Source organism: Fibrobacter sp. UWCM (assembly GCF_900129735.1).
Lineage (GTDB): Bacteria > Fibrobacterota > Fibrobacteria > Fibrobacterales > Fibrobacteraceae > Fibrobacter.
Genome location: NZ_FQWR01000015.1, coordinates 40996 through 54076 on the forward strand (window position 1 = coordinate 40996; position 13081 = coordinate 54076).

General features: G+C 52.4%; 9 protein-coding genes. 6 read left to right on the forward strand and 3 right to left on the reverse strand.

The features are described 5' to 3' along the window. Positions 1-11 precede the first annotated feature (11 nt). The 3 genes from BUB22_RS10565 (at position 12) to BUB22_RS10575 (ending at position 5427) form a co-directional block, all read left to right on the forward strand. On the forward strand, positions 12-2537 hold the full coding sequence (locus BUB22_RS10565) for a PQQ-binding-like beta-propeller repeat protein (RefSeq protein ID WP_073115099.1): 2526 nt from the start codon (positions 12-14) through the stop codon (positions 2535-2537). Between the two features lie 156 nt (positions 2538-2693). After that, positions 2694-4445, forward strand: a complete 1752-nt coding sequence (locus BUB22_RS10570; RefSeq protein WP_139258964.1) for an ABC transporter substrate-binding protein — start codon at positions 2694-2696, stop codon at positions 4443-4445. 169 nt (positions 4446-4614) lie between these two features. Beyond that, positions 4615-5427 (forward strand): CDP-alcohol phosphatidyltransferase family protein, encoded by an 813-nt coding sequence (locus BUB22_RS10575; RefSeq protein ID WP_254794722.1) that lies wholly within the window; start codon positions 4615-4617, stop codon positions 5425-5427. Here BUB22_RS10575 and mpaA read toward each other — a convergent pair. From mpaA to ruvC, 3 genes are read right to left on the reverse strand one after another with little or no spacing between them, the layout of a single operon-like run. Then, a complete protein-coding gene (mpaA, locus tag BUB22_RS10580; protein WP_254794723.1) occupies positions 5424-6125 on the reverse strand; it encodes a murein tripeptide amidase MpaA in 702 nt (233 codons plus the stop codon). The genes BUB22_RS10575 and mpaA overlap by 4 nt on opposite strands. A gap of 6 nt (positions 6126-6131) precedes the next feature. After that, the gene (locus BUB22_RS10585) at positions 6132-6812 is read right to left on the reverse strand and encodes a M15 family metallopeptidase (protein ID WP_073115100.1); all 681 of its coding nucleotides are present in this window, start codon (positions 6810-6812) and stop codon (positions 6132-6134) included. Between the two features lie 5 nt (positions 6813-6817). After that, a complete protein-coding gene (gene ruvC, locus BUB22_RS10590; RefSeq protein ID WP_073115101.1) occupies positions 6818-7396 on the reverse strand; it encodes a crossover junction endodeoxyribonuclease RuvC in 579 nt (192 codons plus the stop codon). 99 nt (positions 7397-7495) lie between these two features. Between ruvC and BUB22_RS10595 the strand changes: the two genes are divergently transcribed. From BUB22_RS10595 to BUB22_RS10605, 3 genes are read left to right on the forward strand one after another with little or no spacing between them, the layout of a single operon-like run. After that, positions 7496-11143 (forward strand): S8 family serine peptidase, encoded by a 3648-nt coding sequence (locus BUB22_RS10595; RefSeq protein ID WP_073115102.1) that lies wholly within the window; start codon positions 7496-7498, stop codon positions 11141-11143. Continuing rightward, entirely contained in the window at positions 11140-11601 is a 462-nt protein-coding gene (locus BUB22_RS10600) for a hypothetical protein (RefSeq protein ID WP_073115103.1), read from the forward strand. The genes BUB22_RS10595 and BUB22_RS10600 overlap by 4 nt, the downstream gene beginning before the upstream one ends. Positions 11602-11631: 30 nt before the next feature. Further along, positions 11632-13065: an FISUMP domain-containing protein gene (locus tag BUB22_RS10605; protein ID WP_073115104.1), complete on the forward strand. Its 1434-nt coding sequence runs from the start codon at positions 11632-11634 to the stop codon at positions 13063-13065. The last annotated feature ends 16 nt before the right edge of the window (positions 13066-13081 follow it).

A 13081-nucleotide genomic window follows, 5' to 3' on the forward strand; every position in this document is an offset into this window, starting at 1 on the left:
AGGTACAGCAGATGTTCACCCGGCAAGACACACGCATCGCAAAGAGAAAGGCGTTTATCGCCTTCCTTGCGGTATTCTGCATTTGCAGCGCGAGTGCCTTTGCCGAAAAGATGAACGCCCTCATACAGGAAGCCATATACGATTTCGAGATGAAGGGCGAAACCGCCGAAGCCATACGCCTGCTCGAGAAGGTCAGCACGCAGGGCGACAAGGAAGACCGCGAGAACGCCTTCTTCTACCTCGGGAAAATCAAGGAACTCGCAAGCAACAGGAACTCGGCGAATTTCTACTACCAGCAGAGCCTGAACACCACCCGCGACACGGACCGCGCCTACTGGCTATCGGAACGCGAGGCCGCCACCAGCAATACGAACGACGTGCTCATCAAGAACAAGTTCACGCTGCGTTCCCCCATCGCGAAGGTCTTCAAGAACGAGGCCACCTACCTGCTGCTCCAGAACGGGAACATCAAGAAGGTGCTCGCCGATACCATCATCGACATCCGCACGGGTATTCCCGCACGCTCCGACATCCTGAAGATTGACGATTTTGGAATCTGGTACCAGAATGTCGACAAGGACAGCCTGCTCTACAAGCCCCACAATACCAAGTACCCGTCCAAGAAATATCCCGTCGTCGCCACGAAGGAATTCTTCTCGAAGGGCGACTACGCCGCCGCACAGAACGGCCACACGCTCTCCCTGCTGAACAAGAAGGGAATCATCGCCCAGGTAAAGGAAACGTTCAACGGCTGCCACGTAGAAGACTTCTTTGAACCCACCGGGCACTATGTCCTCAACTGCACCGACAACGCGCTCCATTTCGTCTCGAGCGCCGACGGCAGCGAATCCTTCGCGCTCTCGCAGTTCGACGCCATCAAGAACGTCATTACCGACGACAACTTCATCTACCTGCTTTCGGGCAACTACCTCTTCTGCTACCAGCCCAGGGCAAGTTCCTCCCCGCTGTGGCGCGTGCTGTTCAGCAACGCCGAAGTCGTGATTCCCTTCAACAAGGGAATCGTCGTGCTCGAGGCATCCGGCAGAATCACGCTTATCGACAAGGCGAGCGGCATGGTCAAGAACACCATCCGAAGCGATGCAAGTTCCATATACCCTCTCGCGCTCGGGACGCTCGGGCTGTTCTCCAACGAGGGCGACCTGATTGCGGTCGACACGCTGCTACACCCGCTATGGCATTTCAATTTCGCGCGCCCCATCACGGCGGCCCCCATCCATACCGAGAACGGCATATTCCTCGTATTCGACGACACGCACCTCATGAGCATCGCGCCGCACTATTACGGCAAAAAAGCCCTGCAGTCCGACCTGCTTACGCTCAAGGCCGCCGTCATGGCCGAGGCGGGCGCATGGGACGAGATTGCCCCCCTGCTCGATTCGCTCCTGAAACTGGAACCCGGGAACGCGGAGGCTTGGCTCTACAGGGCACTCCTGCTCGAGGCCACCAAGGGTAGCGAGAAGGACCGCCAGAAGGCATGGTCCGAGGCGGTAAGGCTTTCCGTAAGTACCTCGCACACGAGCAGCATCATCCTCGGGCGTTACAGCAAGGCAATCGGCGCAAAGTTCGTGAGCCTTTTGAACATCACGCCCAAGACCCGTTACCCGCAGTTCTTCGGCCACAAGAAAAACATCTACACCATCGACCCCGCCGCAGAGAAACTCATCTGCATCAACGCCGACAACGGCGAGCAGCGCTGGGCCAGGAACCTCCCGCGCATGACCGACAGCCCCGTGATGAACAGCGACGAGAACACGCTCGCCATCGCCTCGGGATTTGCGCTCTACATCTACGACCTCGACCGCGACGCCACCCCGCAGACGCTGCAGCTTCCCGGAAAGGCGTTCAGCATCCAACAGACGCCAAGCGCCATCTACATCGCCACCTGGAACGGATTCCTGCTCAAGGTGACCCGCTCCGAAAACAGGCTCGCCTGGTCGCGCAAAATCTACTCGTCGCCCTTCATCTTCACCCCGCACGAATCCACCATCTACGCGGCAAGCCTCGAAGGCGAAATCAAGTACATCGGCGACAACTCGGGGCAGGCGAACGAATTCAGCCCGCGGCTCCCGGGAAGCGTATCGCAAGTCGTGAAGGCCGATACTACCATCGTATTCGCGACCGACAACAACCGCCTCTATCTCTACAGCGCGGGCGACATCACGAAGGATCCGGCGCAAATCCTGCTGGAATCCCCGGTACTCTCGCTCCAGGTCACGCGCGACCACGACTCTAGAAACATCCTCGTTGGCCTCGCCGACCAGAGTTTCCTCCTGTATTCCTCGTCGGGAACGCCCCTCTGGAAATTCCAGGGCAAGAACTCCATCTTCGGCAAGCCCTACATAGAGGGGAACCTCGCCTGGATAGACCAGGGGAACGAGGTCATCGCGGTCTCCCTGAAAGACGGGAGCGTGGTCCACAAGTTCAATACCCCCGGCGGAGCGGGTACCCCGTTCGTCATGAACAAGACCCTCTACAGCGCATCTTCAAAGCGCCTCCTCTACGGTTTCTCGCTGTAAAAATCGCGTGACGGCCATCACTTTTTGTAAATAATTGGAGATATTTGCAAAAATGGGGCAATTTATTCCACTTTGGAATTACTGTAAAGAAAATTTAGTAGCAATTTTCTAACATTCTCACTAGATTTTAATATTATGAGCGATTTTGTCAAAATAATGCATAAAGCCGTGGCCGGCTCGCTGGTAATCCTGGCGGGCGTATTCGTGGCCTGCGAAAAGGAATCAGCCGATAAATCCGTCGCAGAAAACTCCGAATACCCGCGCGCAGAGACACTGTATATCGGCGGTTTCGACTGGGCCCCGCCCACGACGTTCAACCCGCTGGACTACGACCCGAACTTCCCCATCGACGGAAACGTCCGCCTGATGTACGAGACGCTCGTCACCTACAACCAGATTACCGACAAGCTCGAACCGATGCTCGCCGATTCCTTCACGAGGACGGATTCCAGCATCGTGGTTCACCTCGACAAGAATGCCAAGTGGAACAACGGCACCCCCGTTACCGTCGACGACGTCATCTACTCGTTCCATATCGATTCCATTCTCCCCACGCCGCGTCACGGCAACTGGGAATATCTCACCTCCGTCACGGCAGACAATAGCAACAACATCACGTTCCTTTTCAACAAGAAGAACAAGAACCCGCTCATAATCCTGAACGCTATTGCCGAAACGTCCATCCTTCCGAAGTCGGTCTTTGAACCGATTATCGAGGGCGCGAAGGAGGGCAAGGCCTACAACTTCGGCAAGGTCGTGGAATTCAAGAACGACAATTCGCCGGTCGTCTCGGGCCCGTACAACCTCAAGACGTTCTCGCCCGACAAGATTGTGCTCGAGCGCAACGACAGCTACTGGGGCAACGTGAACCACGGCGGCAAGGCGCCTGCGCCCAAGTATATTATCCATTCGCTCTACAACGGCAACAACCACTTCAACAGCGCGATGACGAAGGGCCACCTCGACGTGTCCTCCATCTTCCTGCCGCAGATCTGGAACAAGGCGAAGGATAACATCCGCGCCTGGAGCCGCGAGGAACCCTATCACCTTCCGGGTTCCATCACGACGCTCATCATCAACCACCAGGTCGAACCGTTCAACGACCCGGCATTCCGCCAGGCCCTCGCCCACGCAGTGAACTTCGAGAAGATCAAGTCCCGCGCCATATCGAACTACACGCCGGCAATCCAGGCAGGCTTCATACTGCCGTTCGGCCCCGAGGCGCGCTTCTTCAACAAGGAAGATGCCGACAAGTTCGGTTATTCCTACAACATCGAGAAAGCGAAGGAAATCCTTACCGCCGCAGGCTACACCTGGGATACCGAAGGCAAGCTCGTGGACAAGCACGGCAAGCCTGTACGCCCCATCAGCCTCGAATGCCCGCAGGGCTGGACTGACTGGGAAGACGTCATCAAGGTCGTCGCGGAATCCTTCGGCGAAATCGGTGTCACTGCCGAACAGAACTTCGTGGACTACAGCGTATGGGACAAGGACCTGCGCCAGTGCACGTTCGACCTCGCCATGAAGACGCAGACCGCGGAACTCTCCGCAGCCACCCCGTGGACGCGCTTTGACCAGGTGATGGGGAACGTCGCCCTGAAGCCCGTCGGCGAGGACGCATTCTCGAACCAGGGTCGCTACAAAAACGACGAGGCGAACAAGCTGCTCGCGAAAATCCCGACGATTGCCTCCGAGGATGAACTCAAGAAGGCATACCGCGAACTGAACAAGATCTTCATGGAAACCATACCGGTTCTCCCGGTCATGTACCGCCCCACGCAGTACTACCAGTTCTCCACCAAGCACTGGACAAACTTCCCCACCGAAGAGAACCCCTACGCACCGCCGCAGCACCTGATTGTCGCCGCAGGCGTGAAGGCACTGTGGGAAATTCAGCCGGTCAAGTAGACAGCGCAGACATTTAAATACAGAGGCTAGTTTCTAGCCTCTTTTTTTTATTCCAGGCCTGCTTTTACTTGCTTTTCATCGCACAATTACGCATCTCGTCGCACACTTGCAAGCGAGCCCCTTTCTAGCACTAACGCTATAGAGAATATTTTTATATCTTTAACATGTAGTGAAAACTAAGGAGACTATCGTGGGTAAGACTCGCTTTATTTTGCCGAACCTGTTTACGAGCTTAAATTTCCTTCTGGGTGTATTTTCTATCTGCTGGACCACCGGGGCATTCGCCACCGCCGACCCGATTCTCATGGGCGCCTACTTCATTATCCTGTGCGTCCTGCTCGACAAACTCGACGGTTTTGCCGCACGCCTCGTGAACGCGAGTTCGGAATTCGGAGCGCAGTTCGACAGCCTCGCCGACCTTATCGCGTTCGGCCTCGCACCCGCCTTCTGCATCCTCTTTGCCTACAAGAACCTTGCCCCCACATTCTTCGAGGCGAACATCCCCCTGATGGTCATCGCGTTCTCCGTTTACGTACTCTGTGCCGCCATGCGCCTCGCCAAGTACAACGCCTGCGATAGCGATAGCTACCACCACCACTTCTCCGGAGTCCCCACCACGTTCGTCGGTGCCATCAACTCCATCCTCATCGTGTTCCTCAAGAACGTGGGCCTGTTCCAGAATGCCGACAGTTCCGCCCTCTATCTGCCTGTCGCAGTCCTGTTTGTCACGGGCCTCCTGATGGTCGCCCCGCTGTTCCTCCCCAAGTTGCAGCCCCGCAAGAACAAGGCTTTCAACATCTTCCAGGCAGTGCTTATCGTGATTACCTACGTCTGCGGTTTCTTGTTCATCACAGAGAAGATGATTATCCTCGAGTTCCTGCTCGTGCTCGTCGCCTGCTACATGACCATCGGCCTTGCCGTCGGGCTTATCCAGCGCAAGAACATTATCGAGGAAGCAAAGGCCGCGAAGGCCGAGAACTAGTCTTGCGCCGCGAGGAATCGCGCGAAAGATTCACCGTAACGTTCAAACAGGAGCTCCGGCGCCAGGCGCGGGAGCTCTAGCGTTATGCATTCAACCCGGTGTTCGCTACACCATGTCCCGAAACTGCCCGGCGTGGGGTAACCGATATCGGGTTTCCACGGGAGGTTCAGGGCTCCCTGCAACCGCTCCACGAGGGGCGTGCGTGCGGGGGCGTCGATGCACCCGATGGGGGAATGCATCGCAATTACGGACTCCGGCTTCAGCGACTCTATGAGGGCGACAAGCGCCTGCGTCTCGGGCTCGCTGCCGGGGGCCTTCCCCGGGCTTAAAAGCGTATCTCGGGCGGATTCCAGGATGGAACGCGACTGCACGTGGGCCGGGTTCCAGTTCGAAGTCGCGAAGTTGCGGTTCAGGTCCACCCCGTTCGCGTTCCCGCGGGTCCCGAGAGTGGCACCGTCGGGGTTCGCGCACAGCACGAAGGCCACGTGCTCGAAGTTCGTGTCGAAGGCGCGCAGGCAGCGGCTCAGCAGGAACGTCGTTTCGGGCTCCTCACCGTGAATCGCGGCGAATACGAGAAGCCTGCAGGCGCTACGGCACGGGTAGTAAAGGAGCGGCGCCCCCAGTACGGAGCGGCCGTATTCGCGGGCTTCGAGGCGGACAATGCCGCGATGTTCCGGAGTGAATTCCATGCAGGCCATGAGAGTCTAGATAAAGTAGGGGTAAATGAAGTCTTCTGCGAGGGAATCGAGACGCGAGAGAATGACGCGCTTGCAGGCGATATCCGTAGCTTCGTAGATCTTGCGCAGGGTATCGAGCGAGAAGCCATCCAGCAGGCGGCGCGACGTGGGCAGGTGCGCGATATGCCAGCCCTCGGGCTTGATTTTCCCGCGGCCGGGCACGAACACGCGACTGAACCCGAAGGCCTCGTTTGCGGCAAAGCGCGCGTCCAGGAACTTGTGGAACTTGGCGAACATTCCCGTGCATTCGTCGGGCGTGAGCTGTACCTCGTAACCCTCGGGGCAGGCATTACCGTCTACCACGTCGATATCCGTACCCAGGTGGTGGCGGCTCGCGCCCGGCAGTGCCGACCACGTGAGGATAGCGTACATCAGTTCTTCCTCGTCCTGCGGGCGCTGCATCGGCTTGCCGAACTCGTCGAGCAGGGCGAGTTCCCCGCGGGCCTTGCGGTTCCAGATGGAGAGTTGCTTCTCGAACGGGCGGTATGCCGATTCCAGACGCAGCCTGAATCCGTTTTCTTTCAGGAGGGCGGCGAAACGCGCGAGGTCACTGCATATATCTTTGCAGACAAAGTAACCATTCTGGAATTCAACCAATTCGGGCGAGCCAAGGCCGTAAGGCAAAAGGTCCGCAGATTCCATATTCATAAAGCTCACGGCAACTTCCCTCCCATCTTCTCGATAAGTGCCTTCCAGTCGGCGACACTCGCCTTTTTCTTGCGGCCGGCGGGCCTCTTTGCATGCGGAGCCAGCGCCGCCGTGAGCGGGGCCGGGTTCGCGTGCGTCCACGCAATCGCGAGCGCGTCGGAGGCATCGAGCGGCAAGTCGGAAGGTTCTATCCCGAGTCGCGCGAAAATCATGTTCGCCACCTGCTCCTTGGCCGCACTCCCGTCACCCGTAACGGCCTGCTTCACCACCTTCGGCGGGTACTCGTTGAATGTCATCCCGCGCTTGCGGCAGGCTGCCAGGATAGCCCCGCGTATGTGCCCCAGCACCAGAGCGCTCTTCGCGTTCTTCGCAAAGAACACGCCTTCCATGGCAAGCGAGTCGGGCTTGTACGTATCGAGCCTTGATTCCAGTTCCGTAACGATATGGAGCAGGCGGTCTTCCACAGAGCGGCCCGCCGGGGCATGCAACACCCCGTATTCGAGCACTTTCGTGTGCCCGGATTCCGCCTGCAGGAAGGCGTACCCGGTCGTGATGGAGCCGGGGTCGATACCTAGAATTATCATGCGCTTTAAAATAGATAAATAGAATAGTTGTTATATCGCGGGGATTGACTTTTTAGGCTTATAAATATAGTTTAGGAGAAGAGTGTAATCGGACAGAACATGAAACGCTTTTTTGCCATATACTTTTTTTTGATGTTCGGCTTAGTCTGGTCGAGCCCTTCGGTGCTGTTGACAAGCGACCGACATGTAACGGCATGGAACTTCGTCAATTACCGATTTAGACTTACGAACACGTCAACTGCGCCTGTCCTAAATCCCGAAATCAATTATTATGCTGCTCAGGCTCCGCTTGGGGCTGAAGTGGATGTTTCCTCCGGTCTAAATCCCGTAACGGCATCCGTGGTGCAGGCGGGGCAATACACTGTAGTCAAGTTCTCCCTTCACGGTCTTCTTTTCCCTGGGGATTCCGTTGAAATTCATTGCCGCATCTATAGCGAAGGTTTTTTGATGGGCTGGGATTCGTCTAACGACTGGTCATACCAGCATAATGCCGAGGTCTACGAGCCGAACTACTTCATGGCGGTCTATGACGCATCGCACAATATTATTTGGGGCTCAGACCCACTAGGCGGCAACCAGAATACATCCGATGTTGTGCTGTGGACTGACCGTGGGAGCAATTTTACGGTCGAACGATATAATGGCGATACTGCCGAGGTTGTCCCGGCAGGGCGGTTCTGGTTAATAAAAGATATGCCCATCTCGCCGAAGGAGCGGGACCTGCTTGCCGAGCGTGGAATCGTCAAGCACTCCGTAGGTAGGCACCAGGGCAAGACTCTCGCCCTGTTTCGTAGCGAAACCGATGTGCAGAAGAGTCTGCTGGACAGCCTGATTGCGGGGTTCTACAACACGGTTGCCGTAGATGATTCCACTCCGGTAGAGATTGAGTTCTATCAGGATAGTTTATACGTAGATTCATCAAGGATTGACATGGAAATCTACTGCTGGCCTGATGTTTCCGTCAATACGTGCGTTGAAGAAGTTGCTGCATGTGGGGGCGACGATATTGGCGTTGCCCGCGGATTGTTAATTGCTAGGGTTCGGAAGGATTCGCTCCAGTGCCTTGCGCAAAGCCGGAATATCGATGGCTTGGCTGTGCAGCATGAACTGGGCTTGGCTAGCAGTGCCGTTGACCGTGATGCCGTCAATATATCCAGCTTGCAGAACAACGACACCGCATGGCAACACGCTCTTCAAATGGATCGTGCCACGAGGGAGTGGCTTTCCGGCGTGGAGTATACGGGGGATGGGATTGTAGTGGGGGTGTATGATCTAGGAATTGACTTTGATCACCCTGATTTTAACGAGTATGATTCAGCAGGGAATAGTGTTCAAAGAGATTTTGATGAAAAAGAATATTACGGGATTTATAATGGCTCGAAAATACTGAAAAATTCTGCAAGTTCTTTGCATGGAACAAATGTGGCTGGCATCATTGGCGGAAATGGAAACAATTCGGGCGAGTATAGGTATAGGGGAATTGCTCCCAAAATTCATTACCATCAAGGATATGCCAATGTCCGCACCCAGGTTGGACATGTTGCAAATCACTCTCACATAACAGACAGTGACAACGCGAGGTATGTAAATGACGATTATTTTATAGATGCAGCAATCCATAAAAATTGGAAAAGTATTTGCACAAATGTTGATTTAAATGACGAAGTGCACCCTAAAAAATGTGTTGAGGGAGATACTTTAACTAAGACTGTTGTATTTGCTGCTGGTAATAACGGAGACAACGAGGGGGATCCTTCCTACAAATATGGCATACACCGTAGTTATCACTCGGTTCTATCCAATTCAAAGAATGCTATTGTCGTGGGAAACATGACCAGCGAAGAAAAAGTCCGTTTTCACCATTCCAGTATGGGCCCTACATGGGATGGGCGAATCAAACCAGACGTAATGGCACCAGGAGCAACAAGCCAAATCGTCGCTAACGAGGATCATACTGTTGAAATACTGATTGATTACGTGAAAGCATACAGAAAGGACAGCGCGAATCATTATCTGATTATAGACCCGATTGAAAATGATCTAACCATATCGGAACATGGCTTTTCGGAAGATTCTCTTCTTTACATAGGGGATGGAAACAAAGCCTATAAATATGTCAGCAAAACGACAATGCATCTAGGTATAACCGTAGGCTGGAAACTTGACAAGAAATATGATATCAAGCCGACAGACGAAATTGAAGTCCGGTTCCACAAAGGGAATGGATGGGGAGATAACAACTATATCTATGGAAATGTGTTCTTTGGCACGCATGAATACGCCTTCTATCGTCCTCCCGATAATCTGATTGATTCTCTTGGCGGCGTATATCCGAATGAAGATTTTTCGGATACAGTTTGGCATGTAAGTGTCCCGGCTATCTGGGAGTCGCATAATAATTATGATACAACGCGTTTTTCATTAAGTGCTCTAGATAGTAGTATTGATGCATATTACCTTCGACTCGATTTCAGTTTTATTCGCGGTATTGTTGTTCCCACAGTCTGCGACTCCAGTCGCTGTGGATACATTTTCCCCGTAGAAGGAGGCACTTCTGCTGCAGCCCCCTTTGTAAGCGGTATCGCTGCCCTCATGTACCAGAAGTTCCGCGATACTACTGGCGATTCACTGCACAGGCATTCGATGCGAAATTCTACCGTCAAGGCGCTCCTGATTCATACAGCAATAGATATGGAAGATTCAGAGCAGGCCCATTTTTCTGGCAATCCGGATCTGTATGCAGCACATCACGATGGTACGCCTCACTATACCCCCTATGGCAAGGGCCCCGATTTTGCGACAGGCTGGGGTTATGTCGATGGCAAGGCGGCGCTGGATTTGATTTCTGATTACAACAAGAATACGAAGGAGTTTGCTAGGTTCCGTGAAATAGAAATTGGGAACGGTTTCGAAAAGCGGTGGACAACTGTTGTCGACAGTGCGCAAAACCGACTTAGGGTGACCTTGGTATGGGATGATGCTCCCGGTGAAAGGGGCAAGGCTACGGATTCGCTGAATTTCAAGGAATCCAAGCTAGTCAACGATCTGGATATGTATCTGGTGAGTCCGTCTGGTGAATACCACTATCCCTGGAGGCTAGACTCATTGCCGACGGAATACATTGACACAAGTGGAAATCACTCCGATGTAGCGACGGGGTTTGAAAGAATCCTGGAAGGAAATGTCCACGATGCATACAACGGCTGTGGTTCGGGCGACAGGTTCGATGAGGCGTGCTTCGACCACCTGAACAATGTGGAAGTGGTCGATGTGGATAATCCTGAGCCGGGACGGTGGCAGGTTGTCGTGATGGGCAGGCGACTCGAGGATTACAACAATGCAGACAGCAGCGCACAGGTGGCGACACTTGTCAGCGATTTTGCCCTTAAGGAGAGTAATTTTTGCAGCGTCGTTCATGATTATGCCCCGCAGACGACATACCGCTGTTCGTATGTACTTGGCGATGACGCCATATCCTACGTCACGTTTGACGAACGCACATTTGTCGGTGCCGGGGATAATATTCAACTCTTTGATGAGAATGGAACCCTATTGGGAACTTACGTCGAGAACCAGCTGGCCGGGAAAAGGCTGAAATTCCGCTCAAGGTTGCTTACGGTCGTACTCCATAGTGACAACGACAATTCGCAGGGCTGGGGATTCGGCGTTACGAAAATAAAGGTGTACCCGATGTCGGTTCTGAAAATGCCGTTCGAATTTACAAAAAAGATGGGAGGTAATCCATGAAAAAAACAATGGTTTTGATTCTAGCTTTGGCAGTCTTTGCCGTTGCCCAGAACTTCGAGCGATGTAATATTTCGGGCATTCCGGATTCATTATCTATATCAACCATTCCGGAGGGCTCGTGCTCAAGAGAAAACGTGTTCGTATGCAATGTCGGTTTCAATGTGGCCGGCGAAAAGAGCATGCTGTATTTAAATATATCTTTAAATGCGGCATGTAATTCTCTTGAAACTAGCCGCCTTGTCGTATATGATGCACCCTCTAATACGGAACCTCTGTATACGACATTCTTTTTAGTTGAAGACGAGTATGAAGCGACACCGCTTTCCCTGACATTGACGGGTTCCCTTGCCATGTCGGCTTCGCTTAATGGGAAAAAAGTCAGAATTATATATAAAAAAGTAAAGGATGAGGCCTATGGGGGAATTCGTCTTCAGACTATAGAATTTTATGGTCCATAATTGTGTATATTGACGTCTGTGAGTGATTAAATGCGTAGCATTCTTTTGATAATTTGTTTCGTATTGTTCCTTGTCGCCTGCGGCGACGGAGGAACTTCGGAACCTATCCTGCATCCTGTAGGAAAAAGTGAAAGTAGTTCCTCTAGTTTTGATAAAGTTAGTTCTAGTGAGACTACGAGCCAGGAAAATCAACCGTCTTCTGCAGAATCAGATACGTCAAGTGAGGAGTTCTGTGTCGAAAATGAATGCTTTGTTATAGACAAACGTGATGGTAATGTTTACAGGGTAATAGAAATTGGAGAACAGTTATGGATGGCGCAGGATCTAATGTATGAAATTGTAAATCAACAGTGCTTTGATGAATCCGTTAACGACTGCGCAAAATATGATGGATTATATTCATGGAGTGCGGCGATGGACAGCGCCGGAAACTTTTCTTTGAATGGTCTAGGGTGCGGGGATGGCCTGGTATGTGTTCCTGCTTCGCCTGTACGTGGAATATGTCCTGCGGGATGGCATTTGCCGAATAATAACGAGATAAAAAATATGATCTATGCTATGATGCATAATAGTGACTTGGACTTATTCGGGCGTTCAACTTTTTGGTTGTCAACGGAAGAAAATGACCAAGATGCATTTTATATGGGTTTAAATATGACGGAGGAGCATAAATCAATGATGGCAAGTCCAAAATCTGATTTGAAGAAAACACTACTTAATGTGCGCTGTCTCAAGGGCAAGTCCTCTGATGGAGCCGCTGTTGTTTCTAGCTCGTCGTCAGTCAGCGTTAATTCAAGTTCGTCATCAGTGGGTCTCTATATCTCCTATGGAGAAATGACTGACGAGCGTGACGGACATGTTTATAAGACAATGACTATCAGCGGAACGCTATACGACAAATTTTATCCAAAACAAATATGGATGGCAGAGAATTTGAACTATGCTTATCTACAGCCAACTTCTACCGAGGATTCATCAAGCTGGTGCGGTGATAATGATCCGGAAACCTGCAAAAGATATGGAAGGCTGTATTTGTGGTCTGCGGCAATAGATAGTGCGGCTGTATTTAGTGAGGATGCCAAGGGGTGCGGCTATTTCGCTACAGACGATAAATGGGTTAAATGTACGTCCGAAAGAAATATTCGGGGGATTTGCCCCGAAGAATGGAGACTTCCTACTTACAACGAATATTACAAACTGCTGTTTTGGCGCTTAAGAGACGGAAGCGGCTTTGCGAAAGAGCAATTACTAGAATATTTTGAGGATGAGAAAGAGGAAATTTGGGGGTCTTCGAATTTTTGGTTGGCAACGGAAAAAAGTAATACTATGGCTTTCCGGGATGCTTTTAGTCCTTATTCGCTAGAATATTCGGAGGGCTATCCTCTTAGTGGAGCCTTGTCTCCAGAAGATAAGAGTATGGTGCATTCTGTCCGTTGTGTCAAGGATGTTCTTGATATAGAATAAAGGGTCAGAATTATTT

Bases quoted from the DNA above. Each gene is read 5' to 3' on its own strand.
- ruvC (WP_073115101.1), bottom strand. From the start codon at position 7,396: ATGATAATTCTAGGTATCGACCCCGGCTCCATCACGACCGGGTACGCC.
- mpaA (WP_254794723.1), bottom strand. From the start codon at position 6,125: ATGGCCTGCATGGAATTCACTCCGGAACATCGCGGCATTGTCCGCCTC.
- BUB22_RS10565 (WP_073115099.1), top strand. From the start codon at position 12: ATGTTCACCCGGCAAGACACACGCATCGCAAAGAGAAAGGCGTTTATC.
- BUB22_RS10595 (WP_073115102.1), top strand. From the start codon at position 7,496: ATGAAACGCTTTTTTGCCATATACTTTTTTTTGATGTTCGGCTTAGTC.
- BUB22_RS10570 (WP_139258964.1), top strand. From the start codon at position 2,694: ATGCATAAAGCCGTGGCCGGCTCGCTGGTAATCCTGGCGGGCGTATTC.
- BUB22_RS10585 (WP_073115100.1), bottom strand. From the start codon at position 6,812: ATGAATATGGAATCTGCGGACCTTTTGCCTTACGGCCTTGGCTCGCCC.
- BUB22_RS10605 (WP_073115104.1), top strand. From the start codon at position 11,632: ATGCGTAGCATTCTTTTGATAATTTGTTTCGTATTGTTCCTTGTCGCC.
- BUB22_RS10600 (WP_073115103.1), top strand. From the start codon at position 11,140: ATGAAAAAAACAATGGTTTTGATTCTAGCTTTGGCAGTCTTTGCCGTT.